Annotated in this window: 27 protein-coding genes; 12 read left to right on the forward strand and 15 right to left on the reverse strand. The window is 64.5% G+C overall.

Features of this window, described 5'->3' with window-relative positions; all coding sequences use genetic code 11:
• Nucleotides 1-9: 9 nt before the first annotated feature.
• The 6 genes from D3876_RS14195 (at nt 10) to D3876_RS21315 (ending at nt 5,731) form a co-directional block, all read left to right on the forward strand.
• Nucleotides 10-897: an HpcH/HpaI aldolase/citrate lyase family protein gene (locus D3876_RS14195; RefSeq protein ID WP_420801964.1), complete on the forward strand. Its 888-nt coding sequence runs from the start codon at nt 10-12 to the stop codon at nt 895-897.
• Nucleotides 897-2,168 (forward strand): acetyl-CoA hydrolase/transferase family protein, encoded by a 1,272-nt coding sequence (locus tag D3876_RS14200; protein WP_119763192.1) that lies wholly within the window; start codon nt 897-899, stop codon nt 2,166-2,168. The genes D3876_RS14195 and D3876_RS14200 overlap by 1 nt, the downstream gene beginning before the upstream one ends.
• A complete protein-coding gene (locus D3876_RS14205) occupies nt 2,169-2,936 on the forward strand; it encodes an enoyl-CoA hydratase/isomerase family protein (protein ID WP_119763193.1) in 768 nt (255 codons plus the stop codon).
• A 20-nt stretch (nt 2,937-2,956) separates the two neighbouring features.
• Complete coding sequence (locus D3876_RS14210) at nt 2,957-4,318, forward strand: aromatic ring-hydroxylating oxygenase subunit alpha (RefSeq protein ID WP_119763195.1); 1,362 nt, start codon at nt 2,957-2,959, stop codon at nt 4,316-4,318.
• Nucleotides 4,319-4,565: 247 nt separating this feature from the next.
• Nucleotides 4,566-5,210: a glutathione S-transferase gene (locus D3876_RS14215; protein ID WP_238475379.1), complete on the forward strand. Its 645-nt coding sequence runs from the start codon at nt 4,566-4,568 to the stop codon at nt 5,208-5,210.
• 371 nt (nt 5,211-5,581) lie between these two features.
• A complete protein-coding gene (locus tag D3876_RS21315) occupies nt 5,582-5,731 on the forward strand; it encodes a GIY-YIG nuclease family protein (protein ID WP_476661961.1) in 150 nt (49 codons plus the stop codon).
• A gap of 154 nt (nt 5,732-5,885) precedes the next feature.
• Here D3876_RS21315 and D3876_RS14220 read toward each other — a convergent pair whose 3' ends face one another.
• The 9 genes from D3876_RS14220 to D3876_RS14260 form a co-directional block, all read right to left on the reverse strand.
• The gene (locus D3876_RS14220; protein WP_119763907.1) at nt 5,886-6,896 is read right to left on the reverse strand and encodes an LLM class flavin-dependent oxidoreductase; all 1,011 of its coding nucleotides are present in this window, start codon (nt 6,894-6,896) and stop codon (nt 5,886-5,888) included.
• Nucleotides 6,897-7,055: 159 nt separating this feature from the next.
• The gene (locus D3876_RS14225; protein ID WP_119763197.1) at nt 7,056-7,901 is read right to left on the reverse strand and encodes a TauD/TfdA dioxygenase family protein; all 846 of its coding nucleotides are present in this window, start codon (nt 7,899-7,901) and stop codon (nt 7,056-7,058) included.
• A 62-nt stretch (nt 7,902-7,963) separates the two neighbouring features.
• Nucleotides 7,964-8,569, reverse strand: a complete 606-nt coding sequence (locus D3876_RS14230) for a TetR/AcrR family transcriptional regulator (RefSeq protein WP_119763199.1) — start codon at nt 8,567-8,569, stop codon at nt 7,964-7,966.
• A gap of 79 nt (nt 8,570-8,648) precedes the next feature.
• Nucleotides 8,649-9,614: a LysR family transcriptional regulator gene (locus tag D3876_RS14235; protein WP_119763201.1), complete on the reverse strand. Its 966-nt coding sequence runs from the start codon at nt 9,612-9,614 to the stop codon at nt 8,649-8,651.
• The gene (locus D3876_RS14240) at nt 9,611-10,411 is read right to left on the reverse strand and encodes an SDR family NAD(P)-dependent oxidoreductase (RefSeq protein WP_119763203.1); all 801 of its coding nucleotides are present in this window, start codon (nt 10,409-10,411) and stop codon (nt 9,611-9,613) included. The genes D3876_RS14235 and D3876_RS14240 overlap by 4 nt, the downstream gene beginning before the upstream one ends.
• 22 nt (nt 10,412-10,433) lie before the next feature.
• Nucleotides 10,434-11,186 carry an SDR family NAD(P)-dependent oxidoreductase gene (locus D3876_RS14245; RefSeq protein ID WP_119763205.1) on the reverse strand — a complete coding sequence of 251 codons (753 nt, stop codon included), beginning with the start codon at nt 11,184-11,186 and terminating at the stop codon, nt 10,434-10,436.
• A gap of 39 nt (nt 11,187-11,225) precedes the next feature.
• Entirely contained in the window at nt 11,226-12,044 is an 819-nt protein-coding gene (locus D3876_RS14250; RefSeq protein ID WP_119763207.1) for a TauD/TfdA dioxygenase family protein, read from the reverse strand.
• A 170-nt stretch (nt 12,045-12,214) separates the two neighbouring features.
• A complete protein-coding gene (locus tag D3876_RS14255) occupies nt 12,215-12,727 on the reverse strand; it encodes a nuclear transport factor 2 family protein (RefSeq protein WP_238475380.1) in 513 nt (170 codons plus the stop codon).
• A gap of 35 nt (nt 12,728-12,762) precedes the next feature.
• Nucleotides 12,763-13,959, reverse strand: a complete 1,197-nt coding sequence (locus tag D3876_RS14260; protein ID WP_119763211.1) for a cytochrome P450 — start codon at nt 13,957-13,959, stop codon at nt 12,763-12,765.
• A gap of 44 nt (nt 13,960-14,003) precedes the next feature.
• On the opposite strand from D3876_RS14260, the gene D3876_RS14265 reads away from it, so the two are divergent.
• The 4 genes from D3876_RS14265 to D3876_RS14280 all read left to right on the forward strand — a co-directional run bounded on the left by D3876_RS14265 (nt 14,004) and on the right by D3876_RS14280 (nt 18,334).
• A complete protein-coding gene (locus D3876_RS14265; RefSeq protein WP_119763213.1) occupies nt 14,004-14,567 on the forward strand; it encodes a TetR/AcrR family transcriptional regulator in 564 nt (187 codons plus the stop codon).
• 127 nt (nt 14,568-14,694) lie between these two features.
• On the forward strand, nt 14,695-15,837 hold the full coding sequence (locus tag D3876_RS14270; protein ID WP_119763215.1) for a sulfotransferase family protein: 1,143 nt from the start codon (nt 14,695-14,697) through the stop codon (nt 15,835-15,837).
• Nucleotides 15,838-15,848: 11 nt separating this feature from the next.
• A complete protein-coding gene (locus D3876_RS14275) occupies nt 15,849-16,859 on the forward strand; it encodes a hypothetical protein (protein WP_119763217.1) in 1,011 nt (336 codons plus the stop codon).
• Nucleotides 16,860-16,867: 8 nt separating this feature from the next.
• On the forward strand, nt 16,868-18,334 hold the full coding sequence (locus D3876_RS14280; RefSeq protein ID WP_119763909.1) for a carboxylesterase/lipase family protein: 1,467 nt from the start codon (nt 16,868-16,870) through the stop codon (nt 18,332-18,334).
• Here D3876_RS14280 and D3876_RS14285 read toward each other — a convergent pair.
• From D3876_RS14285 to cofE, 6 genes are all read right to left on the reverse strand, one after another.
• Entirely contained in the window at nt 18,331-19,041 is a 711-nt protein-coding gene (locus tag D3876_RS14285; protein WP_182912016.1) for a dienelactone hydrolase family protein, read from the reverse strand. The two genes, D3876_RS14280 and D3876_RS14285, sit on opposite strands and share 4 nt — an antisense overlap.
• Nucleotides 19,038-19,961, reverse strand: a complete 924-nt coding sequence (locus D3876_RS14290; protein ID WP_119763221.1) for an LLM class F420-dependent oxidoreductase — start codon at nt 19,959-19,961, stop codon at nt 19,038-19,040. Before D3876_RS14290 ends, D3876_RS14285 begins: the two co-directional genes overlap by 4 nt.
• A 17-nt stretch (nt 19,962-19,978) precedes the next feature.
• A complete protein-coding gene (locus tag D3876_RS14295) occupies nt 19,979-20,830 on the reverse strand; it encodes an SDR family NAD(P)-dependent oxidoreductase (RefSeq protein ID WP_119763223.1) in 852 nt (283 codons plus the stop codon).
• Nucleotides 20,831-20,907: 77 nt separating this feature from the next.
• The gene (cofC, locus tag D3876_RS14300) at nt 20,908-21,480 is read right to left on the reverse strand and encodes a 2-phospho-L-lactate guanylyltransferase (RefSeq protein ID WP_119763225.1); all 573 of its coding nucleotides are present in this window, start codon (nt 21,478-21,480) and stop codon (nt 20,908-20,910) included.
• Complete coding sequence (gene cofD / locus D3876_RS14305; RefSeq protein ID WP_119763227.1) at nt 21,477-22,397, reverse strand: 2-phospho-L-lactate transferase; 921 nt, start codon at nt 22,395-22,397, stop codon at nt 21,477-21,479. The genes cofC and cofD overlap by 4 nt, the downstream gene beginning before the upstream one ends.
• Nucleotides 22,394-23,143: a coenzyme F420-0:L-glutamate ligase gene (cofE, locus tag D3876_RS14310; protein WP_119763229.1), complete on the reverse strand. Its 750-nt coding sequence runs from the start codon at nt 23,141-23,143 to the stop codon at nt 22,394-22,396. The genes cofD and cofE overlap by 4 nt, the downstream gene beginning before the upstream one ends.
• A gap of 84 nt (nt 23,144-23,227) precedes the next feature.
• On the opposite strand from cofE, the gene cofH reads away from it, so the two are divergent.
• The gene (gene cofH, locus D3876_RS14315; RefSeq protein ID WP_119763231.1) at nt 23,228-25,633 is read left to right on the forward strand and encodes a 5-amino-6-(D-ribitylamino)uracil--L-tyrosine 4-hydroxyphenyl transferase CofH; all 2,406 of its coding nucleotides are present in this window, start codon (nt 23,228-23,230) and stop codon (nt 25,631-25,633) included.
• The gene (gene npdG / locus D3876_RS14320; protein WP_119763233.1) at nt 25,630-26,307 is read left to right on the forward strand and encodes an NADPH-dependent F420 reductase; all 678 of its coding nucleotides are present in this window, start codon (nt 25,630-25,632) and stop codon (nt 26,305-26,307) included. Before cofH ends, npdG begins: the two co-directional genes overlap by 4 nt.
• Nucleotides 26,308-26,310 lie beyond the last annotated feature (3 nt).

Raw genomic sequence — 26,310 nt, forward strand, 5'->3', positions numbered from 1 at the left:
GGAATGACGATGTCCGAAGACCTTCCGCTGCAGATGCGGTCCTGGCTGTTCGCGCCGGGGGACAGCGAGAAGAAGATGCAGAAGGCCGCAGCCAGCGCCGCCGACATCGCGATCTTCGACCTCGAGGACGCGGTGGCGACCGAGGAAAAGCCCAAGGCGCGCGTGATGGTGCGCGAATTCCTGGAAAGCCAGCCTGCCGACGCGCTCCACCGCCTTTGGGTGCGCGTCAACCCGCTCGACGGGCCGCACACGCTGGCGGACCTCGCCGCCGTCATGTCAGCGCGGCCCGGCGGCATTATGCTTCCCAAGGTTTACGGCCGCCCCGATGTCGAGCGGCTCGACCATTATCTCTCCGCGCTTGAGGCTGCGCATGGCATCGATCAGGGCGCGACGCGCGTCATCGTGCTCGTCACCGAAACGGCCGCCGCGATGTTCACCACCGGCGACTATGCCGGTGCGCCGCGCGTCGTCGCGCTCACCTGGGGCGCCGAGGATCTGGCGGACTCGATCGGCGCGAGCTCCAACCGCAATGCCGATGGCAGCTACAGCTTCACCTACGAACTGGCGCGCAGCCTGTGCCTGCTCGGTGCGGCGACCGCGGGCGTCGCGGCGGTCGAGACGATCCAGGGCGATTTCCGCGATCTGGAGGGGTTGAAGGCGCGCGCCGAAAAGGTCCGCCGCGACGGCTATCGCGGCATGCTCGCGATCCATCCCGCACAGGTCGACGTCATCAATGCGGCCTTCTCGCCCAATGAGCAGGAGATCGCCGAAGCACAGGAGATCGTCGATATTTTTGCCGCGAACCCCGGCGTCGGCGCGATCGGCTATAAGGGCGGGATGCTCGACCGGCCGTACCTTGCGCGCGCGGAGGCGCTGCTGCGTCTGGCGGGACGTTGATGACCGTCGTCACCGACGCTGACAGGCTTGATCTCAGCCAGTACCTCAAGGCTGGCGACCGGATCGTCATGGGGCAGGCCTGCGGCGAGCCCACGACACTGGTCGAAGCGCTGATCGCGCAAGGCCGCGATATCGGCGGGCTGACCGCCTTCATCGCGACCAGCTTTTCGGGCCTGTTCACGCCCGAAACCACCGACAGCTTCGCCCTGTCGAGCATGGGCGCGATCGGCGCCCTCCGCAGCATGACCAAGGCGGGCAAGCTTGCGGTCATCCCGGTGCATGTTAGCCAGGTCGCGCCGATGATCGCGGCCGACATCATTGGCTGCGACGTTGCCTTCATCCAGGTGAGCCCCGCCGATGCCGACGGCAACCATAGCTGCGGTCTGATCAGCGACTATGTCCGCGCCGCGGTGGACAAGGCGCGCATCGTCATTGCCGAGGTCAATGATCAGGTTCCCTGGACGCCGGGCGAGCTCATCGCGGGCTCGCAGATCGACGTGGCGGTGCATGTCTCGCGCGCGCCCGTGGAGGTGCCGCCGGCGAAGATCACCGGGACCGACGAGGCCATCGCGCGCAACTGCGCCGCCTATATCGGCGACGGCTCGGTGATCCAGACGGGCGTGGGCGCAGTGCCCGACGCGATCCTCCGCCTGCTTCTCGACCGGAAGAATCTGGGCGTCCATTCGGGTATGCTGGGCGACGGTCTTGTCGAACTGGTGGAGGCGGGCGTCGTCACCAATGCATGCAAGGAAATCGACGCGGGCGTTTCGATCAACGGCGCGCTGATCGGCACTGAGCGGCTCTACAAATGGGCGCACCACAATCCGGCGATCCGCATGTGCGCGACCAGCTACACGCACGATGCCGCGGTGTTGGGCCGGCTTTCGCGCCTCGTCACGATCAACTCGGCGCTCGAGGTCGATCTGACCGGGCAGGTCAATGCCGAGCAGAGCGGATCGGCCTATCTCGGCGGCACCGGCGGTCAGCTCGATTTCGTCCGCGCGGGCGCCCGCTCGCCCGGCGGCCACGCGATCATCGCGCTTTCGGCGACCGCAAAGGGCGGTACGCTCAGCAAGATCGCGCCCGCGCTTTCGGGGCCGGTAACCACGGCGCGTACCGAAGTGGACGTGATCGTCACCGAATTCGGTGCGGCCGAGCTCAAGGGGCAGACGCTCGCCGAACGCACCCGCCGCCTGATCGCGATCGCGCATCCCGATTTTCGGGAAGAACTCGACCGAGCGGCGCATGTCATCCAGCAAAGGGGTTTCTAGATGAGCGACGCGGTTCTGTTCGATGCGCGCGATGACGGCATCGCGATCATCACCATTAACCGGCCCGATCAGCGCAATTGCCTCTCGCTTGAGGTGCGCGAAGGGCTGCGCGCAGCATGGACCCGGTTCGAGTGCGACCCCGCGCTGCGCGTCGCCATCCTTACGGGCGCGGGCGAAAAGGCGTTCTGCGCGGGCGGCGATCTCAAGGAAATGGTCGAGACGGGGATGACGGTGCCGCCACGCGACATGTTCGCGCTGCCCTATGACAGTATCGAACTGAGCAAGCCGACGATCGCGGCGGTCAACGGCGTTGCCTTCGCGGGCGGCTGGATGATCGCGCAGGCATGCGACCTCTGCGTCGCGAGCACGAGCGCGAAGTTCGCGATCACCGAGGTCAGGGTGGGGCGCAGCTCGCCCTGGGCCGCGCCGCTGATCCACATGATCCCGCAGCGGATTATGATGGAGATCATTCTGACCGGCAAACCGATCACCGCGCAGCGCGCCTATGAGATCGGCCTTGTGAACCGTCTGGCCGAGCCCGAGAGCCTTATCGCCACGGCGTTGGAATTGGCGGGCGAAATTCTTGACGGCGCCCCGCTTTCGGTCAAGGCTGGCCGCGATACGGTGATGCTGTCGACGGAGATGGGACGCTCCGCCGCGTTGCAGGCCGCCAGGCACGCCTCGGAACATTGCTATATGAGCGAGGACGCGCAGGAGGGCCCAAGGGCCTTTGCCGGGAAACGCCCCCCTGAGTGGAAGGCGCGCTAGGATTTAGAAGCGAGGATAAGATGAACGAGATGAGCAAGGTCGCCGGAGCGGGCGAGGAACTGATCGAGCCGGTCACCGTCCCTGCCGAAGCCTATATCTCGCAAGATTATGCCCGCGCCGAGCGCGAGCGGCTGTGGCATAAGGTCTGGCTGCAGGCGGGCCGCGTCGAGGAAATTCCCGAAGTCGGCAATTTCATCACCTATGACATCATGGAGACCTCGGTCATCATCGTGCGGACCGCGCCCGATGCGATCAGGGCCTATCACAATGTCTGCCCGCATCGCGGCCGCCGGCTGATCGACACCCCAGCGGGCGCACGCAACGCCCGCGGCAAGAAGACCAGTTTCATCTGCGGCTTCCACGGCTGGACCTTCGACAGGGAAGGGCAGTGCACCTTCGTCAACCATCAGGACGACTGGCAGGGCGCGCTTACGCCTGAGCGCACGAGCCTCGGCAAGGTCAGCGTCGACACATGGGGTGGCTGGATCTGGATCAATCTCGATCCTGATTGCGGCCCGCTGGCCGATTATCTCGGCCCGGTGCCGGAGATGCTCGATCCGTTCGAGCTGCAGAACATGCGCTATCGCTGGCGCAAATGGATCGTCTTCGAATGCAACTGGAAAGTCGCGCTCGAGGCGTTCAGCGAAACCTACCACGTCCAGACGACGCATCCCGAATTCAACGCTTTCGGCGAATTCCGCGGCTGGGCGCGCAGGCACGGCCTGCACACCAATATCGGCTATGAAGCGCCCAAGAACATGGACGAGAACCAGGCCAAGCTGCGCATCGGTTCGGGCGAGGATCCGCGCCTCTCCACCGCCGAAATGCAGGTCTATACCTGGGAAAATGCCAACACCAACACGACGATGACGCTGGTCAATGCGGCAAAGCGCCTCAAGGACGAGCTCCCCGAAGGCACCCCCGCGATGGAAGTGCTCCAGCACTGGCTCAAGTCGGCGCGCGCGGATGATGAGCAGCGCGGCGTCTTCTGGCCCGTCGTCGATCCCGCGCATACCGCGAAGAGCGGCACCGCCTGGCAGATCTTCCCCAATTTCCAGATCGGCCACGCCGTCAACAACATGCTCTGCTATTCGGCGCGGCCCTATGGCGGCGATCCCGACAAGTGCATCTTCGAAGCCGCGGTTTACGAGCTGTTCCCCAAGGGCGAAGCGCCCGAGACCGATTGGGAATATACCGATCCCCAGAACTGGCCGCCCGTTCTCCAGCAGGATTTCGCCAATATGGCGGCGGTCCAGCAGGGCATGAAGAATGTCGGCTTCCGCGGCACCCAGCCCAATCCCTATATGGAGCGCGCGATCGCCAGCCTGCATCAAAACCTTGCGGGCTATATGGGCACGGGGGCCCCACAGCCGCTCAAATAGGGTGATCGGGTCAGACTGCAGATTTATCGGCCGCGATGTCTGCCATGGCTGGCTCGTGGACGGGCCTGATCCTCCGGCGTCGCGCGAAATAAGAACCGCTCATCCTGAGGAGCTGTTGAGCGAAGTCGAAACGGCGTCTCGAAGGACGCACCGAGCCAGTCCTTCGAGACGGATCTTCGCCGTCGCTCAGTCCCTCCTCAGGATGAGCGGATTTGTGGTGCTGATATAGCGTACGGTGCTCTAAACCATGCGGATGACACCGCCTTTACCCCGTCTCTATTCCTTCCGCCGCTGCCCCTATGCGATGCGCGCGCGGATGGCGCTGCTGGTGAGCGGCGTGTCCTTCAGCCTGACCGAAGTCTCGCTCAAGGCCAAGCCGCCCGCCATGCTCGCGGCTAGCCCCAAGGGAACGGTGCCCGTCCTCATTTTTCCGGGCGGGCAGGTGCTGGACGAGAGCCTCGACATCATGCGCTGGGCGCTGGGGCAGAATGATCCGGAGAACTGGCTGGTCGATGATCGCGAGGGCAGCGAGACGCACGCCCTGATCGCCCGCAATGACGGCCCCTTCAAGCATCACCTCGACCGCTACAAATATGCGACCCGCTACTCGGACGATGGCGATGCGATGTCGGCGGCCGCCCATCGCGCCGCCGCCATGGAAATCCTCGTCGACCTCGATACCCGCCTTGCGGGGCGCCTCAATCTCGTCGCCGAGCGTCCGACCCTCGCCGATATCGCGCTCTTTCCATTCGTTCGACAATTTGCGAGGCATGATCCCGACTGGTGGGCCAGCCAGCCCTTCGCACATCTTCAGCAGTGGCTCGAGCGGCACCTGTCATCACCGCTCTTCCAGATCGCAATACGCAAGGACGCATCCGTCGACGCGCCATAACGTGCTTGGCCATCTGCATGTCTGAGATGTCGTGGTGTCCGGACATTGCCCTGAGCCCTCTCCCGCCTTCGCGGGAGAGAGTTGGGTGAGGGTCTTCTTCTCTCGCCTCTATTCCGCTCAAGAGGCTGAAAACGAGTAAAAGACCCTCACCGACTTCGACTAGGCCGCGAGCGGCCAAGTCTCCATTGCCTCTCCCGCGAAGGCGGGAGAGGGCTCATATCAAACGTCCGACTTGTGGGCGTGTCCGGACGGTCCGGTTTTGTCGAGGGCAAACGATGTCGCCAGCGTCGAAAAGGTCGGGGTTAGCGGACGTTTCGTAACCTCGTCACCCCGGGCTTGACCCGGGGTCCCGCTTTTCACATCCATCGGTGATGGAGCGCGCGAGACAAGGCGGCTGGGTTTATATCATGGCCGATCTCGCGCACGAAAAACGTTTCAAGCGCTGGCATCGCCAATGGAAGTTCGACCTGATCGAATGCGGCAATCCCGACTGGCAGGATATGTTCGCCTTACTGGCCTGATCCAAAAAGCGGGACCCCGGGTCAAGCCCGGGGTGACGACAAAGGAAGCGTCTCCTTTGCCGGCGTGTCCGGACGGTCCGGATTCTGCATCCGCTTTCGAGGACGGCACCGTCCGAGATTGGGTCGAAACCGGCCGACAAGCGTTCGAGACGCCTCACCGAAAGGCCGGAATGACCTCGTTCGCGAAGAGTTCTGCGTAAGGCACGAATTTCGCGGGCGGCAGGCCGGACGGGAGCATCATCATGAAGTGCTCCACGGGGATCCGCGCCTGCATCGCCCTGAAATAGTTGACCGCCTGTTCAGGCGTCAGGATCTTCAGGATCCCGCTCGTCTTGAAGGCCTCGAGCGACATGGGCTTGAGCGCAACATCGTCGATGCCTGAGGCCTTGTCCTCGTTCAGCCACTGGCCATAGGTATTGTTGACGTGATGGAAATAGGGCGCGAGCTCTTCCATCGCGGCGTCGGGATCGCGCGCGACCGTCAGGAACAGCCCCTGGATGCGGATGCGCGCCTCGGCCGGGTCCTTGCCCTCTTCGCGCAGCTTGTCCGCATAGAGGCCGCACACGTCCTCATTGCCGAAATAGCCGTCGGCATATCTGGCGACGCGCGCCAGCGCCTTTTCGGCAAAGCCGCCGATATAGAGCGGGATCTGGCCGCGTGGGGACGTCGGCATGATCGCCGCGTTGCTGACGTTGTAATGTTTGCCTTCGAAGCTGACCGTCTCACCCGCCCACAGCCTGCGCACGATCTCAAGAAACTCGTCGAACCGGCTGCCCCGCCTGGAGAAGTCGACGCCGTAAGCTTCGGTCTCGCGGCGACGATAGCCGATGGCCAGCGCCATTTCGAGGCGGCCATTGGACAGGATGTCGAGCACCGCGCATTCCTCGGCGAAGCGCACGGGATGGTAGAGCGGGGCGAGCGCGATCGCCGAACCGAGCCTGATCCGTTTGGTGCGCGCGGCAATCGCGGCGAGCGCAACGAGCGGGGAGGGCATATAGCCGTCTTCGGCGCCGTGATGTTCGGGCACCCACGCACCCTCGAACCCGACCGTCTCGCTCCACGCGATGAAATCCAGTATCTCGGCGTAGAGGTCGGCAGATGGCCGCTGCCACTGCGGCGGATTCCGGAAATCGCAGAGATAGCCGAACGTCAGTTTATTGAGCATGGCGCGTTTTCCACCGTTCCGGAGCTTGCAGCCAGAAAGAGCGTTGTGTTCATCCATTGAGTACCCCGGCGAAGGCCGGGGTCCAGAGGCTACAGACCTCCGCGCCCGGGATTCCTGGACCCCGGCCTTCGCCGGGGTACTGGTTCAGAAGCCATCTGCTTATTCGAAGGGCTCTTCGCCCTGCAGCTTGGTCCGGTGCATCATGCGGTTGCATTCGGGATCATATTTCTCGGCGCGGTGCATGGTGCCGGTATTGTCCCAGATCACGAGGTCGCCGACGCTCCATTCGTGGCTGTAGCTGAATTCGTCGCGGGTCGCCCATTCGCGCAGGCCGACCAGGATTTCGGCGCTCTTGGCCGGCTCGACATTGGTGACGCGGTGCGCGGTGCAGCCCAGGATCAGCGACTTGCGTCCCGATTTATGGTTCCAAACCAGTGGCAGTTCATTCTCGCCGATCGCCTGCATGCCCTTGATCTTGGCGAGGCTCGGCTCGGGCTCGTAATAGAACACCGTCGCCCAGACCGAATGGATGACGCGCAGCTTTTCATATTCGGCCTTCTGCTCGTCGGTCAGCGCTTCATAGGCGGCGTAGGTGTTGCAGAAGCCGGTGTTGCCACCCCATGTGGCGGGCACCTTGCACGACAGAAGCGACGCCAGGATCGGCACCTCGTTCATCGTGCCGTCGATATGCCAGTAAAGCGAGCCCTTGAGATATTCGGCGCTCTGCGGGTTTTCCTTCACGTCGAGCGTGATCTTGTGGATCTTTTCCTCGCCGCCGTCGCGCATCTCGGGCGCGAATTCGCCGAGCGTCTTGGTGAAGGCGATCTGCTCCTCGTCGGTGAAGCTGATCTTCGGGAAGACGAGCACGCCGCGCTGTTCGAGGAGTTCGCGGATCTGCGGGCCGAGCTCGCCGGCGAGCAGCTCTTCCTTGGTGTTCAGAATGCGGCTGCCGATGCTCGGCTTGATCTCTTCATGTGCAAAGCGCGTCATTTCCCCGACGATCATCGCCGACTCTCCTCTCGATGCGAATGTGTTGAACACATGTTCAGCACGAGCGTCATCCGGAGTCAAGATTCCTGGCTCGGCCCGGCGCGCGCTGGCAGCAATTCGTCCAGCCATTTGTCGACAAAGGCGCGGGCTTCCGCATGTCCGGAATGCACGCCGAGCGCACCTTCCATCACCAGCGCGCGGCCAATACCGGCGAGCAACAGGCTGAGACCTGCGGGCGCGCATCCACCCGAACCCGCCAGCCGTTCGCCCAGAATCTGCTCGAACAGTTCCGATTGACGCGCGCGCATCGCCTCGCTGTGCTTTGCGATTTCGGCCCGGATGGCCTTGCGGTGGTTGGCCAGCGCCATGAACTCCAGCGCCAGCGCCGTGCGGCTGGTATCGGCGAAGAAGCGCCAAAGCGATCGTACGGGATCCTCGCTCGTCAGCGCCTGTTCGATCATGGCATCGCTCTGTTCGGCGCCGCGCTGGAAGACCGCGAGGAACAGGTCGTCGGTCGTCGGGAAATAGTAATGGACAAGCGAGGGTTGCAAGCCCGCATGTTTGGCCACCTGCCTTGTGCTGGCGGCGGCATAGCCCTCGTCGCGGATAACCTGCTCGGCCGCCTCGACAATGCGCGCGCGGGTTTCAGAGCTTTTTGCGCCAATTCGCCGTTTTTGCGTCATGGCGCAAGCATAGGAGCCGGACGGCATGGCGCAAGAACGTAGCGCGGGACGCGCACCGGGCTAATCATATTGGCGCGGCTCAGCCGTTTTTCACGATCAGCGCAAGGTCCCTGCGTCTGGCCCGACTTTCCTGTTCGGCTTGCGGTTCGTGCGCCGGTATTGCCAGCAGCCGCTGCAGCATGGCCACAAGGCGCATCGCAATGGGCGAGAGCACTTGCCCTCTCATCGTCACGATGCAGATTTCGCGGGAGAGCGGCGGATCCACGATCGGCAGCGCGACCAGCCGAACGTCAGGCGTCGCGGGAATAGCGATGCGCGGCACGATGGCGGCGCCAAGGCCCGCCGCCGCCATCGCAATCTGCGTCTGCACCTGGCGCACTTCATATTTGATGTTCAGCTTCACGCCTGCGATGTGCTGGGCATCGTCAAGCACGGACTGGATGGCCGACGAATTGGTCACGACGAGCAGCGGCAACCGCGCCAGTTCGGCAAAGGCGATGTTCCGCGCGCCCGCATAGCCGAGATGCGCGGGGATAAGTGCGCAAATCTCGTCCACCATGATCGGTTGAAACTGGAACTCGGTTGCGTTGGGAACACGGGGTCCGATTCCAAAATCCACGTCCTGCCGGCGGATCGCATCCAGCATCTCGGCCGAAGCGATCTCGCGGATGTCGGCAGTGACGCTGGGCAAGGATTTCTGGAGTGCGTTCAGGATTTCGGGAAGACGCGTCGAGGCGATCGTTGGCACGCAGGCAAGCGACAGGTGCGCGCGTTGCATGTCCACCACGTCCCTGATCTTTCTCAGACCCGTCTCCAGCTCCTGAATCGCCTTGCGCGCGGAATCGAGCAGCATTTCGCCTTCGCGCGTCAACTGGACCGTGCGCGTCGTTCGCTGAAACAGGGATACTCCCAGTTGCAGCTCTAGCTGGCGCACCTGCATGCTGACCGCGGACTGTGACCGGTTGGATTCCTCGGCGGCACGCCTGAAGCTGCAATGCTCCGCCACCAGTAGGAAGGTGTGGAGCAGCTTCAGGTTGATGTTCATTTGGCGAATGCCTGGACCGAAATGCCGCTCATCGCGCTCCAGCCCGCATCGTTGTTGAATGAGGCGCCGGTTGCGAAACTGGACTCGTCGCTGGCGAGGAAGAGCGCCATCATCGCCATTTCCTCGGGCTGCGCCATGCGGCCGAGCACACCCATCCGGTCGATCAGCGCATTGGACGTCGGCAGGCCCTGTTTCTGCATTTCTTCGCGCTGGTGGCGCGCCATCGGGGTCTCGGTCGCGCCGGGGCAAAGCGCGTTGACGCGGATCCCGTGGGGTCCGAGCTCGACCGCGGCGACCTTGCTCAGCATCACCACGCCCGCCTTGGACGCGCAATAGCCCGCCGAACTGCACACGGTGAACGCACCGATCGAAGCCGTGTTGATGATGGAGCCGCCGCCCGCCTCGATCATCCGGGGCGCGACATGCTTGATCATCAGCCACACGCCCTTGAGGTTCACCTCGACGCAGCGATCGAAGGCCTCCTCGGAGATGTCGAGGATCGACTGCTTGTTCTCGGTATCGACGCCCGCATTGTTGAACAGGACGTTGGGCAGGCCCAGTTCGGCGACCGTGCGATCGGCGATGCGCTGCACGTCCGCCGTGCGGCTGATATCAGCGCCGATGACGATCGCCGTGCCGCCCGCCGCGCGAATGGCGTCGACAACGGGCGCGACGCGGGCCTCGTCGAGGTCGACGGCGGCGACCTTGGCGCCTTCGCGCGCAAAGAGCAGCGCGGAGGCCTCGCCCATGCCGCCCGCGGCGCCCGTGATGATGGCGATCTTCCCCGCGAGCCGCATGATCCGTCCCTTCCGTTATCTGTTAGTGCGAGCCCATGTAGCGGCCGCCATTGGTGCTGATCGTCTGGCCGGTGATGTAGCTTGCCTCTTCGGAGGCGAGATAGGCGCAGGCGGCGGCGATATCCTCGGGCTTGCCGACGCGCTTCATCGGCAGCGTCTGCGCGAAGGCCTCGACGTCGATGGGCGCGGCCCGCAGCATCGGGGTATCGATAAAGCCTGGTGGCACCATGTTGAACGTGACGCCACTCGGTGCGAATTCGAGCGCCAGCGCCTTGGTCATGCCCATCAGACCGCCCTTCGAGGACACATAATGCCCCTGCGCGAAGGAACCGGACTGGACCGAGGAGGATGTGATGTTGATGACCCGCCCCCAGCCGGCGGCCAGCATATCGGGCAGCACTTCCTTGACGACCAGATAGGGGCCGCGCAGGTTGATGCGGATGACCTTGTCGAACAGGTCGTCGTCGATGTCCATGAACGGCGTGAAGGGCGCGATCCCTGCATTGTTCACGAGGATCGCGACAGGCCCCAGCTTGGCGCGCGTTTCCTCCGCCGCGGCGTGGATCGCGGCCTTGTCAGAGCAATCCGCATCAATCGCAATTGCCGTTCCGCCCGCGTCCTCGATCATCTTCGCGGTTTCGGCGGCGCCTGCGGCGTTGATGTCCCAAATGGCGACCTTGGCGGTGTCCTCGGCAAGGCGGATCGCGATGGCGCGGCCAATGCCCGACCCCGCGCCGGTAACCACGGCTGCCCTGCCGTTCAGAGACCTCGTCATCGCAATTCCTTCCTGTGCGTGTGTTCTGCTGAGCCGGCGTCAGGCGCCGACGAGTTGCTCGATCGCCTCGATCGTCGTGCGGTGCATCATGCGATTCTCTTCCAGCGGATAGGGATCGACGCGATGCATGGTGCCGGTATTGTCCCAGATGAGCAGGTCGCCCTCGGTCCAGTCATGGCGGTAGACGAATTGCGGCCGGATCGCCCATTCGCGCAATTTGGACAGCAGCACGCGCCCCTGCGCCGGGTCCATCCCCTCAATATGATCCGCCGTCGATCCCAGCACCAGCGACTTGCGCCCGGTCTCGTGGGTCCAGACCAGCGGATGCACCTTGGGCGTGCGCATCTGCCAGAAGTTCAGCTCGCCGACCGTTGGTTCCGGGTTCACGTAACGCTGCGACGTTTCAAAGCTATGGACGACGCGCAGCCCGTCATAGGCCTGCTTCTCGTCCTCGGGCAGGTCGTCCCAGGCGGCATAGGTGTTCGCGAAATAGGTGCTGCCGCCGGTCTTCGAGAGCGCCTTGGCATTCAGCGTCGCGGCGAAGTTCGGCACATCGTCGCTCGCGCCGTCGATATGCCAGAAAAAGGCGCCCTTGATATATTCCGCGCCCGGATTTTCCTTGGGATCGATCGTGACCTTGAAAATGCCGCCTTCGCCCTGCGGCTGCACCTGGCCCAGCGTATGCGAAAAAGCGAGTTGATCCCCGCGGCTGAGATGCAGGCCGCGCATGACGATAACGCCGCGTTGCTGCAACAGCTCGCGAATCGTATCGGCATGTTTGCCGGACACGAGCGTTGCCGCGTCCGTCCGGATTTCGGTGCCGATGCGTGGAGTCAGGTCGATAGTTTCAAGGCCCATTATCCACTCCAATGCCGCACCCCGCGCGGTCTATTCTGCGCTTCATGAACAGCATTGTTGATTAGAGTGTCAAGCAAGCCTCGTCTTAAATCGCCTCGGCGAAGCATCGCGCTTTCGGCAGGGAAATCAGCCGAAAATCGCGATTGGGGCGGTCATAACCGCGTCCGGTTTCAGGTGCGCCCGCCGCGGGCAAAGAGGCTGGTGAGCAATTCGCCATAGCTCGGATCCTTTTCAGGATCGGGCTTGTCGCCATGATCCGCCGCAGGCTGGATCAGCTTCATGTCGAAGGACACGACGCGCTTGGCGAAACGCCATTTGCCGTTTTCTCGGCGGTAGCGATCGATATAGCGCACGCCCTGAATATCGTGGAGCAAACCGCCCTTGCCGTCGGGGATCAGATGCCAGGCAATGGCATAGACTTCACCTTCCCCCGTATCACCGTTGACTGTCACCAGATGGTTGCAGACGAAATGGCCGCCGACATGCATGTGCGGCAGGGATCGCTCGAGAAAGCCGATATATTCGTCCGCCGGCCCATCGAAATGGTGACCGTGACGGTCGATTCCGTCGGCCGTGTAGAGCGTCTTGAGCAGGCCGATGTCCTTGCGGTCGACGCCGCGCGAATAGAGCTGTGCCAGTTCGCGGATTTCGTCCTTGGCGACCAGCATTTCGAGCGCGTCCATCAATCCCTCCTCATTCGTTGAGGGGGAGCCTAGCCTTACGTCCGGTCGCAGGTCACCACCGCATTGCGCAATTCATAGCTCTGCAGCATGTCCGACCAGCCAATATCGGGGGCGCGATCAAGGCGGATACCGGGCACGCGGAACAGGGCGTCGAGGAACATGCGCGTTTCATGCAACGCCACCTGCGAGCCCGGACAGAAATGCGCGCCGTCGCCAAAGCTCAGGAAGGAACCATTGGCCTTCACCTTCGTCGCGCGGTCCGGATCGAGCGCGTGGGGGCAGGCACCGACGGCGGCTTCATCCATATTGGCGTCGCGCAGGCAGAGCGCATAGAAGCCTGTATCGGATTTGCCCCCCGTGGGCGCAGTCGGGTCCGCTTCCGCCCGGCGGTATAGGAACGCGGCAATCGGCTCCAGCCGCAATATCTCCTGCAGGATGGTGAACTGGTCGTCCTCGCTGCCGTTCAGAAAGCGCTCGCGCAGCGCATCATTATCGAACATGTGCCACGCGGCCATCACGATGAACTCGCGCGTCGTCACCATGCCCGCGGCGGCATAGGTCATGCACTCGATCAGGATAGACTTGTCCGAATAGCCCTCCTTGACGAGGTGGGAGAGGACGTCGTCCTGCGGATTGGCCCGGCGGTCGCGGATCGCCGGCTTTACGTCGTTGTAGAAGAAGTCGATCGAATTGAAGAACTTCGTGGCAACAGCATAAAGGCGGCCAAGATAGTTGCGCTGGTGATAAAAGGCGGCCGACAGCGATACCGCGAGCCTCCGCGCCATCTTCTTCCGGTCGGTGACGGTCAGGCCGACAATGTCGGCCGCGACCGCGACGGCGAGGTCGAAGCTCATCAGGTCGAGCCTACCCTTGCCCGTGCGGCGCAGTTCGCCAAGCTGTTCGGCGGTCACCTGCTCCATGATGATATGGTAGCGGTTGGCGATGGCCTTGGGCGTGAAGTAGCGGGCGATGGTGGCGCGCTTTTTCTTGTGCGCCGGCCCGTCGAGAAAGAAAACCGGCGCGTGATCCGGGTTGCTCGTGTCGAAATGCTCAGCGCCGCCGCCGGCCTGCTTCATTGTCGTGCTGCGCAGGACCTCGCGTGCCTGGGCAAAGCTGGTGATCGGCGTGGAGCCTTGCTCCCGCTTCGCGCGGGCGGCAACGATGTCCGCGGTCTTGCGATCGTCGCGATTTGCAGCAAAGGTTGAGGAATGCGCTTGTCCGACGGTCGCCATGTTGAAACCTCGCCTTCTTATGATACACTGTGTATCATAGAAAAATGAGCACCTTTCAGTCAACCCTGACCGACGCCCGACAGGTCCGTACGCGCGGCAACCTGTTTGAGGCGCTTCTACGTTTGATCGAGACGCGCCCGTTCGAACAGGTGACGATCCGTGAAATCGCGCGCGAGGCGGGCATCGGCTATGCCACCTTCTTTCGCCATTATGCCTCGAAAGAGGCGCTGCTTCACGATCTTGCGGCCAATCAGATCGCCGAGCTGCTGAACCAGGCGCTGCCGGTGCTGTTTTCGGTGGACAGTCGTCAGTCCTGCATCGCGCTGTTCGACTATGTGGCCGAACGGCGGGTGCTGTGGTCGGCGCTTCTCACCGGCGGCGCGGCCACCATGCTCAAGCAGGAATTCACGGCGCAGGCAAAGCGGATTGCGGACGCCCAGGGGCCGGTGGATGGATGGCTGCCAGACGATCTGCGCGTCACCTTCGCGGTTAGTGCGACGGTCGAGATCATTGCCTGGTGGTTGCAGCAAGCGCCCGACTTCCCCGTGGCGCGTATGGCCGAAATCCTCGACCGCCTGGTCGTCATGCCCGCCATCGCCACCGACTGAGCAGGGCGCAAAACCGCTCCCTGCCATAGGCTTGCATCGCCCTGCCGATGCCTGCCGCGAGGTGGCGGTTGGCATTGTGCGCAGAGCGGTGTTTCCAATAGCCTGCCAGCCGAAAGGCAGGGCAGGCATGCAGCGTGTTGCTCAACTCATCGACAAGGCCAAGGCCGCGACGGGCCTTGTCGACTTCGGCGACGTCTCTTTCCGCGAAGGCCTGGAAATCCTGACCGGCTCCGTCGATCGTGAGGCGCGCTTCACCGAAATGGGCGCCGCTGCCTTCGACATGCAGATCGTCGATCTTCTGGGCTGCCGGTTGCAGGTCGAGGACTGGTATCGGCGCCATCCCGAGATCGACGCGCAGGAGATTGTGGCGCCGCTGGTCGGGCTCGGCTTGCCACGTACGGGATCGACCGCGCTTTCGCATTTGCTCGGCGAAGACCCCGCGGCGCGATCGATCCGCGGCTGGGAGGCGATGGCGCCTTGCCCGCCGCCCGAACTTGCCACGCAGGACAGCGATCCGCGCATCGTCAAAGCCGAGGCGTCGATGGAACGCCGCAACCGGCTGTTCCCGCGCATGAAACAGATGGTACCGAGCACCGCGACGTCGCCGACCGAATGTCAGACCTTCATGGGCTATGACTTCAAGTCGCAGCTTTTTCAGGCCTTCGCGCATGTGCCGACCTATGTCGAATGGCTCAATCACAAGGCCGATCTCGTTCCTACCTATGCCTATGTGAAGCGCGTGCTCAAGCTGCTCCAGTGGCGCTGCCCGCCGACCCGCTGGCGGCTCAAGAACCCGTCGCACATCCTCTTCATCGGCGCGCTGACAGAGGTCTTCCCCGACGCGCGTTTCTGGATGACCCACCGCGATGTCACGAATGTCATCCCGTCGGTCGCCGATCTCTATTGCGAACTCTCCAGCGCCTACTCCGATCAGATCGACAAGGCGTGGCTCGGCGCGGTGACCACCGATTTCTGCGAGCTTGGCATGCGTCGCATGATCACCTTCCGCGACGCCGGCCATGACGACCGCTTCTTCGACATCCAGTTCGCGCCCTTCATGAAAGACCCGTTCCCGGTGATCGAGCAGCTTTACGGCTGGATGGGCGAGGATTTCACCGAAGAGGCGCGGGGACGGATGCAGGCATGGCGCGCGAATACGCCCAGAGACAAGCACGGCAGCCACACATATGACCCGGCGGAATTCGGCCTCGACATCGCCGCGCTGCGCGCGCGTTTCGCATTCTATTCCGATCGGTATGGCGTCAATTAGGAGAGGCAGGAATGCAAGCTGGCCTGTGGACCGCGGGGCTGGAGCCCGAAAAGGATCTCGTCTTCCCGGCATGCCCCGACAATCCCGACATGCGCGAAAGCGTCTCGCTCTGGTTCTTTGAGGAGAATGGCCGCTTCGCCGCCCCGCGCATGGGGATAGAGGCGGAGGCGTCGTCGTGGGAGGACCGGCTCTACCAGGGCAATTTCGCTGCCGAAGGCGGGCGCGTGCTGATCGGGCCGGGGAAGGGGCCAGCGCCCTCTGCCATCGACGCCAACGGGCAGCCGACGATCATCGGCGCCGGGCCCGTGACCTTCCAGTGCATCGAGCCCTTCAAGCGCTGGACCGCGCGCTTCGACGGGACCGCCGCCGACGGCCATGTTTCCGAGCAGATCGCGCGCACTCTCGACCCGCAACGGCGTTCGCCGCTTTCATTCGAGATCGAGATGGAAATGGCGGTGCCGCCCTGGGGGCAGATCGTATCGGGCGATGACGCGGAGGCGGGCTTCATGGGCGTCGGTTATCGCTTCGAGCAATTGTTCCGCGCGCACGGAACGGTCGAACTCGACGGCGAGCGCCGCGCGATCAGCGGCACGGGCCTGCGCATCCACCGCCAGAGCGTCCGCCAGCTCGAGGGCTTTGCGGGCCATTGCTGGCAGTCCGCACTGTTCCCCGACGGTCGCGCCTTTGGCTATATCGCCTATCCGCCGCGCGACGACGGCAAGCCGAGCTACAATGAGGGCTATATCTGGGACGGCAAGCGGATGATCGCCGCGCGCGCTGCCGAGGCTCCATGGCTTCGCCGCATCATGCCAGAGGGGCTGGACGTGTCGCTCATCCTCGAATCCGAGCTTGGGCTGACGCACATCAAGGGCAGCACCACGCTGTCGACCTTCCGCGTCGGCAATCCCGATATCGGCGGGCTCAACCTGCAGCAGAGCGGGGTGCTGTATGAGTGGGACGGGCAGCAGGCCTACGGCATGATAGAACGGTCGGCGCATGAAAGCCTGACCGCCATCGGATAGGGGGAATGATGGAAGACCTGACAATCACCACGACCGCGGGGGCGGTCCGGGGCGAGAACCATAATGGCGTGCACCGCTGGATGGGCGTGCCCTATGCGCATGTCGAGCGTTTCGCAGCACCCGGGCCCGTAGAGGCGTGGGACGGGGTGCGCGACGCAACGCAGCCGGGTTCGCAATGCCCGCAAATGTTCGGCAACAGCCCCAAGCGCGCGATGCTCGCGGCGCCCGAATTCGCCGAGGATTGCCTGTCGCTTAACATCTATGTGCCCAAAGGTGGCGCGGATCTGGGCGGGAAGCCGGTCTATGTCTGGATCCATGGCGGCGCCTTCGTCGTCGGTTGCGGCAGCACCTATGACGGGTCGGAGATGGCGCGGCGTGGTGACATCGTCGTCGTCACGATCAACTACCGTGTCGGCGTGCTCGGCTTCGTGAACTTCGGTGAGGCGCTGGGCCTGCCCGACATCCCCTCCAATCTCGGCCTGCGCGATCAGATCGCGGCGCTCGAATGGGTGCGCGACAATATCGCGGCCTTTGGCGGCGATCCCGACCGGGTAACGATCGGCGGGCAGTCCGCGGGCTCGATGTCGGTCTCGCTGCTCCTCCACGCCAAAAGCGCATGGCCGCTCTTTCGCGGCGCGATCATGCAGAGTGGCGCAATCAGCCTGATCCACAGCCGCGAGATGAGCCGCAGGATCGCGCGGCGTTTCGCGGAGATTCTCGGCCTCGATCAGGGAAACCTTGAAGCGCTCAGGACGATGGACCTCAAGCGCTTGTTCGAGGCTCAGGGGCAGGTGGGCGCCGAAAATCCGGGGACGATCCCCGCCGCGCCGTGGTTCGACGGCGACCTGCTCCCCGCCTCGCTGGAGGAGGCGATTGCAAGCCCCACCGCGCCAATCCCCCTCATCGCTGGCGCGGCACGCGACGAAATCCGCCTGTTCGAGCTTATGCCAGGCGATATCCTGCCCACCAAATGGCCCGAGCTGGAGGCGCTGCTCGAGGGGCAGCTCGGCGCGGAGCACGCCGCGCGCGTGCTCGCCGCCTATCCGCGCACCAAGGCGGGCCGGCGCGCGCTGGCGAGCGACCTGACCTTCCTGATGCCCACGCGCAACTTCGCCGAGCGCCATGCCCGGCACAGCCCGACCTGGTGCTACCGTTTCGATTATAGCCACCCCATTGCGGGCGCGACCCATGGGCTCGACCTAACGATCACCTGGCCAATGCAGAGCTTCCGCGCGACGCTGGCGCGCGGCGGCCCGATGCGCGGCAAGCGCGCCGAACTGGGCGGCCGAATGACCGGCCATTATGCGCATTTCGTCCGCCACCTGACGCCCGGTGCGGGCTGGCCCGCCTACGCGCCGGAGGAGCGCCCGGTGATGATCTTCAATCTGGAAGATCGGATCGAAGCCGACCCCGAAGCCGCACGCTTCGCAGCCTGGGGCGGGCGTGACGCGGGGCCAGGGATCGTCGAAGGCTAGGCTCGCAGAACGGAATCCAGCAGGGCGAGCGTACCCGCCCAGGATACCCGATCGGCGAGCGCGTCATAAGCGACCCCCGGCCGCCCGAGCGAAGCCGCGTCGCGATCGGTGAAGCTATGTGCGGCGCTGGCAAAGACGGTGATCTGCGATGACGCGCCCGCCGTCGCCATTTCGGCGCGGAACCCCTCGATATGGCCGGACGGGACAAAGGGATCCTGCCCGCCGCACCATGCCGCGACCTCGCCCCTGATCACACCGGGCGTGGCGGGAAGCGAGGTGGTCAGCAGGCCGTGAAAGCTGACGGCCGCCTTCACCGCCGCGCCGCTGCGCGCGAGCTCGAGAACGCAAAAACCCCCAAAGCAGTAGCCGATCGCCGCGGTCCGGTCGATATCGACATCGGGCAGGCCGGCAAGCCTGTCATGCCACGCCACGACGCGGGACCGCAGCACATCGGGCTGCGCCTGCAACGCCGCGAAATAGGCGCCCGCCCTGGCCGGATCACCACCAAACTCGGCACCGAACATGTCGGTCGCGAGCGCGGCAAAGCCGCGTTCGGCGAGGTCAGCCGCGACTTCGCGCACCTGCGCGCCCAGTCCCAACGCATTGTGCATCACGAGCACGCCGGGATGCACACCGGTCCCCTTGGGAAGGAAGAGTTCACCGTTGAGCACGGCTCCCTCATGCGCCAGCGTGACCGGCTGCATCATGCCGTCCCCAGCTTCGCGATCACATCCTGTCCGAAGCGCTCGGCATTGTCGCACCATTCGGCGCGCGTGCGGCCCTCGATGTTCATGCCCGCCGCGACGACGCCCATTTCGGCGAACTGTCCGGCGCGGTCGACGATCATCTGCGGTGTCCAGCTCTCGCCGGGCTTCACAATGCTGCCGATCGCGACAACGGGCGGGTTTTCGCGGCCCACGGCCTCGCAATGCGCGCACATATAGACGAGCGCCTCGGCAAGGTCTTGCTCATTGGTGATGTCGGCCGTCCGCGTCGTCGTGGTCGAGACGCCGCCGACGGTAAAGAACGGATACCAACCGTCGCCAAGCTCGACCGCGCGACGGATGGCGCGCCTTGCATTGCCGCCGACATAGAGCGGCGGGTGCGGCCTTTGCACCGGGCCGGGTTGGATGCGGTTGCCGAACGCCTGATAGCCCGTGCCCTCAAAGGCGAATTCCTCCCCCGAGAGCGCAAGCTTCAACGCCTTCAGATATTCGTCCATCAGCACGTTGCGCTGCTCGAAATCGACGCCCAGCGCGCGATATTCGCCTTTCAGGTAACCCGCGCCCATGCCGATCGTCACGCGCCCGTTCGAGAAACGGTCGAGCGACGCGATCGAGCGCGCGACGATGAAGGGGTTGCGATAGGGGAGGACGAGAATGCCCGTCTGCAGCCGGATTCGCGTCGTCACTGCCGCGACCAGCGACAGCATCACGAACGGGTCCTGCGCATGGTGCCCGCCCGCATCGAGCCAGCGTCCGGTGGGGCAGGGATGATCGGTAACGAGACAGGCCGAAAAGCCAGCGCGCTCGATCGCGGCACCGACATCGCGCACCGCCTCCATCGTCAGGAATTCCTCGCCGGCGGCCAGATGATCGAAGGGAAGGGGGATATTGAACTGGAGCATCGGCTTCGTCCCTGTTCTCAGATTTCGCTGAGGACCCATTTGCCCTGGCGATCACGCACCCACCCGCTCGATGCCCAACTGCCGCCGTCAACGGGCAGGACAATGCCGGTGACATAGCTGCTGGCGGGCGAAGCGAGGAACAGCGCGGCCTGCCCGCATTCTTCTGCCAGCCCCGGTCGTCCCAGCGGGATCCGCCGGGCGATGCCATTTTCCTGCTCGGGCGTGGGCTGGATCCACTTGCTCTCGTCCACGGGCCCGGTGACGTTGCCGCGCAAGCCGGGCGTGGTCGTGAAATCGGGCGCGATCGCGTTCACGCGGATGCCGTCATCGGCGAGTTCCAGTGCCATGGTGCGCGTGAAATTGTTCATCCCCGCCTTGCATGCGGCATAGACCGCATAGCCCGGCGCAGCACGCGCGGCCTCGATGCTCGTCACGTTGATGATCGCGCCTCCGCTGCCGCCGCGGACCATGATCGGGATGGCGGCCGAGGTTGCCGCAAGCATGCTCACCAGATTGAGGTCTATATGCTTGCGCCACGACCGTTCCGACTGCTCCGAAAACGTCCGCCGCGAAACGCCACCCGCATTGTTGACGAGGATGTCGAGCCGCCCGAACGCGGCATCCGCCGCCTCGATCGCGGCACGAATCTGGTCGGTGTCGGTCACGTCGGTGGGGCAGGCTACCGCCCGGCGGCCAAGTTCGCGCACGCGCGCAGCCGCTTCGTCGCAACGCTCGGGAACGATGTCGGCGATCGCGATGTCCGCGCCAGCGCCGGCAAATGCCAGCGCGATGGCGCGACCGATACCGCCGCCACCGCCTGTGACAAGCGCTGCTTGTCCTGCGAGCGGCTGGATGGGGTCTAGCGCCATGTCCGCCTTTCTCCTCTCAGGTCCGAAACTGGCGGAGAGGCTTTGGCCAAGTCAAATGGCAGGCATCGGTGAGCGTCTCATATCGGGCAGGCGATGGACGTAGCGCCCGATTTCAGGGCGAGCTCAAGATCTTCCGGCGTGTCGACGTCGATCTGGAGGCCAGGACGCTCGACGAGCGCGGCATTGGGCAACAGCGCCCGATGTCGTGCGAAACTGCCCTCTCCGAACGCAGGGACAAATGACGTGGCCTGGGTAAGCGCCAGCGCATTGGTGCCCGTTCCCAACCGATCGGGCGCAATCGCCGCGCCGGCGTCAACCGCTTCGCGCAGCAGCGCCTCCACCTCGTTCGCGGCGAGCAACGGCAGGTCGGCGTGGATGACGAGCACACGTTCGCCGCCCAGCACGCGGGCAAGTTCCTGATTGAGCCCGTCGCCTGTGTCCTTCAGCCATTGAACGCCGGAAAAACCGGGCTTTGCGGGCGACAGAACACGAACCTCGGCAACACTTGGCGCGGCGCGGAGCTGATTGATGACATGCAGCGCCATCGCTTCGACAAGGTGTTCCCGTTCGCTGGCCGAGAGGCGCCCAGCAAGCCGTGTCTTGCGCTCCCTGCCCAGATTGAGCGGGATGATCGCCCTCCAGCCGGTCACGCCTTCAACGCTTTTGCAAAGGCGATCGCACCCCTCGCGACGCGGATCTTGTCGTCGAGACTGGTCATCAGGGTTGCGGTCGAATGCGCGGGCACGGACGTCGGCGGCGTGTCGCCGCTATCATGCAGCAGGCCGCTGACAAGACCCGCATAGTGACGGGCAATGGCCTCATTGTCCGCATCGATGCCAAGCTCGGCCATCAATTTGGTCGTCGGCCCTTTGACCGCCTTGCCGCCGACCAGCGGCGAGATCGCGATGACGGGAGCGGATATTGCGCGCAAGGCCGCGGCGATGCTGGGTACGGCAAGCACTGGATCGACCGAAAGCCATGGATTGGAAGGCGCGATGAAGACTGCGTCCGCATCGGCCAGCGCTTCCAGTACGCCGGGTGCCGGGCGAGCCTCTTCGGCACCCTCGAAGCGGATCGCGCGCGTGACCGGGCGGCACTGTCGCTCGACGAAATAGCTCTGGAAGGGCAGCGCTCCTTCGTCGGTTTCCAGCCAGGTCGCGACCGCATTGTCGCTCATCGGCAGCACCGACGCGGCGATTCCCCAAGCTTGGGCGAAACCGGCGGTGAGCGTGGACAGCGTTTCGCCTTGCGCAAGTCGCTCCGTCCGCAGCACGTGAAGCGCAAGGTCGCCATCGCCGAGGTTGAACCAGTCCGGGCCGCCGAGCCCTTTAAGCGCCGCCATGAAATTCCAGCTTTCGCCCTCGCGCCCCCAGCCTTGCATGGCGTTGGCCTGCCCGGAAAGCGTGTAGAGCAGCGTGTCGATATCGGGTGAGACGTGCAGCCCCAGATGCCGGAAGTCATCGCCCGTGTTCACGATCGCTGTGAGCTGGGCGACCTCCGCGCAGTGCTGCAGTCCGAGGACGAACTTGGCGCCACCGACGCCGCCGGTCAGGACCACGACCTTCACCGGAACAGGTCCTCCTCAACCGCGCGGACAAGCGCGGATGCGGGCTGGGGTGCACCCGACAGGGTGAGACCGCGGATCAGCACCGCGGGCACGCCTTCGTCCGCTTCGCCCATGGCCAGCCCTGCGGCGGAAGCGATCAGGTCGCCATAGGCAATCAGGGTAGCCTGCAATGTCCGACCGTCGCGATCAGTCTCGCCGCGCTTGTCATGAATCGATGGAACGCCAGCGCAGCCGACCGCGACATTGACCACACCGTTGCGCCACGGACGCCCGAAACTGTCGGAGATGACGACGCCAGGACGAACGCCGCACAGCGCTTCGACCGCATCGGCAATCCGCTCGGCCGACGCATCTGGATCCAGCGGCAGCAGCAGCGCGCGCTCACCCGATCCCGCACCGACATTGGAACAATCGATCCCCGAATTGGCCATCACCAGCCCCAGCCGGTGACGCGTGATGAGTACGCCGCGTTCGGCCCGGAGCACCTCGACGGACTCCGCCAGAACCAGTTCGACGAGACGCGGATCCTTGCCAATCGCTCCGGCGATTTCGGTCGCGCGCTGACCCGGAACGACATCTTCCAGCGCCACCATTTGCCCCTCGGCCTTCGAAACGACCTTCTGCGTTACAACAAGAAAATCGCTGCTTTTCGGGGCTATTGGCGCGAGCGCACGGGCAAGAATACCGCCCAGATCTTCGCCTTTTTCGATTTCCCCGATGCCCGTGATCGGGCGAATCTCGATCATTGTTTTGAACTCCTGAACTTGCTTAGTCTGTAGCATGTTGTCGCGCGAATGAAGGCGCGAGGGAGAAGGACCCGATCGCGCGTGATGCACATTGCCGGACATGATGAGGAACAGGACGTGCTGCTGCGCGCGCGGCTGCTCGACGACGCGCCTGACCTGCTCATGGCCGAAGCGCGTGCGCTACGAGATGCGGGCCACGGTCTGATCCAATCCTTTTCGCCCAAGGTCTTCATTCCGCTCACCCGGCTGTGCCGCGACTATTGCCACTATTGCACCTTCTCGCGACCGCTCGAGCGGGGCGAGACGCCGTATCTGACGGCCGATGAAGTGTTGGCGATCGCCCGCGAAGGCGCGGCGCAAGGCTGCACCGAGGCGCTGTTTACCCTTGGGGACAAGCCCGAGCTGCGCCATGCCGCCGCGCGTGAGGCGCTGGACGCGATGGGCTATGCTTCCACCATCGCCTATCTCGTCGACATGTGCGCGCTGGTGCTGAAGGAAACCGGCCTGCTGCCGCATGTAAATGCGGGCGTGATGGGTCGGGATGATCTGCTCGCGCTGCGTCAGGTTTCCGTTTCACAGGGCCTCATGCTGGAAACCGTGGCCGAGCGACTCGGCGAAAAGGGCGGTGCGCATTACCGCTCGCCCGACAAGGTGCCCGCCGCGCGGCTGGAAACGATCCGGCTGGCGGGCGAGCTTGCGATTCCCTTCACCAGCGGCATCCTGATCGGCATTGGCGAAACGCGGGAGGAGCGGTTGGACGCGCTGTTCGCGATCCGCGATCTGCACCGCGAACATGGCCACATCCAGGAAGTGATCGTCCAGAACTTCCGCGCAAAGCCGCGCACGCCCATGGCCGACGCGAACGAGCCCGACATGGCTGACCTGCTCTGGACCATCGCTGCGGCGCGCCTGATCCTCGGTCCGGGCATGAACATTCAGGCGCCGCCAAACCTGTCCGCGGACGATTTCCCGCGGCTGTTGGACGCGGGCATCAATGACTGGGGCGGTATTTCTCCCGTCACTCCCGATCATGTGAATCCCGAGGCGCCGTGGCCCGAACTCGCGCGGCTCAAGGCGGGGACGGCGGAGGGCGGACGTGTGCTGGTTCGCCGGTTGCCGGTCTACCCGGCATGTCTGGCCGAGGCGAAGCGCCGGATCGCGCCCGAGGTCCTGCCCGCCGTCCTGCGCCACAGCGACGCGCATGGCTGGGGTCGCGACGATCTTTGGCACAGCGGGGACAGCGCGATCGCGCCCCCGCAGCGGGTCGCGATTTCCGGGCCGGGTGATCCCGCAATCGCACAGGCGCTTGCCGCATTGAAACAGGGCCGGGATCCTGACGCCAATCTGGTCGAGCTGCTCTTTTCAGCGCGCGGCGGCGATGTGGAGCGCGTCTGCGCGGCCGCCGACGATCTGCGTCGGCGCGTGAATGGCGATGCGGTCGGCTATGTCGTCAACCGCAACATCAACTACACCAATATCTGCGCATATGCCTGCGGCTTCTGCGCCTTTTCAAAGGGGCGGACGCACGAGGATCTGCGCGGGCGTCCCTATGATCTCGACCATGACGAGATCGCGCGGCGCGTCCGCGAAGCGGCGGCGCGCGGCGCCAGCGAGGTCTGCCTTCAGGGCGGCATTCATCCGGCCTACACAGGCCAGACCTATCTCGACATACTCCGGACCGCCAAAAACGCGGTGCCCGGCATCCACGTCCACGCCTTTTCTCCGCTGGAAGTCATGCACGGCGCGAAGACGCTCGGCCTCAGCGTGCGGGCCTTTCTTGAGCGGCTAAAGGCCGAAGAGCTTGGCTCGCTGCCCGGAACAGCCGCCGAAATCCTCGATGAGGATGTCCGCGCCATCATCTGCCCCGACAAGCTGACCGCTGCCGAGTGGCTGGAGGTCGTGGGCACCGCGCACGAGGTCGGGCTCAGGACCACGGCCACGATCATGTTCGGCCATGTCGAAACCCCGGCGCACTGGGCGAAACACCTGCTTTCCATACGCGCGCTTCAGATGCGCACCGGTGGCATCACCGAGTTCGTGCCCTTGCCCTTCGTCCACATGGAAGCCCCCCTTGCGCGCAAGGGACAAACGCGCGCCGGCCCCACCTTCCGTGAGGTGCGGCTGATGCACGCCGTCGCGCGGCTGGTGCTTCATCCGCACATCACCAATATCCAGACGAGCTGGACCAAGCTGGGTCCGAGCGGCGCGGCCCAATGCCTTCAAGGGGGCGCCAACGACATCGGCGGCACGCTGATGAACGAGAGCATCTCGCGCGCCGCGGGCAGTGCCCATGGACAGGAGTTTCCGCCGCGGGAAATAGAGGCGTTCATCGGCTCGATCGGCCGCGTTCCGCATCCGCGGACGACGCTCTATGTCGATGCCGATGCCGACATGATCGATCGCGCACACAATGCCGCGCCCCTTGAGCCGGTTATCCAGACCCCGCCACGCAAACGGCCCGTCGGCGCCGCATTGGAGCTTCACGCATGACAGTCGAAATCCCGAGCATGAAGATCGCGGTCCTTGGCGGTGCTGGCAAGGAAGGCAGCGGCCTCGCGCTGCGCTGGGCGGATGCCGGGCACAGCGTCATCATCGGTAGCCGTGACCCGGCCCGCGCGCAGGAAGCTGCTGCCGAGATCAACACCACACTCGGACGCGAAGCCGCGACGGGCGCGGACAATCTGTCCGCCGCCGCTGAGGCCGAGCTGATCGTTCTCGCCGTGCCTTATGCCGCGCAACAGGCGACCGTTGAAACCTTGCGCGGTTGTCTTGCCGGCAAGATCCTGATCGACGTGACCGTCCCGCTCGTGCCGCCCAAGGTTGCCCGGGTGCAATTGCCCGAAGGCGGCTCGGCGGTCGAGGCGGTCCAGCGCATGCTGGGCGAGGAGGTGAGGGTGGTCTCCGCCTTCCAGAATATCTCGGCGCATCACCTGAAGCATCTGGGCGAGGAGATCGATTGCGATGTCCTTGTCTGCGCCGATGACGCCGAAGCGGGCGAGCTTGTCGTCAGGCTCGCGCGGCAGATCGGCCTTGGCGCGTTCTATGGCGGCGTGCTCGCCAATTCGGTGGTGGCTGAAGCGCTGACCAGCGTCCTGATCGCGCTCAACAAGCGCTACAAGGTACCGGGCGCGGGTATCAGGATCACGGGTATCCCGCGGGATTGAAAC

It is taken from the genome of Sphingomonas cavernae, from assembly GCF_003590775.1.
GTDB lineage: Bacteria > Pseudomonadota > Alphaproteobacteria > Sphingomonadales > Sphingomonadaceae > Sphingobium_A > Sphingobium_A cavernae.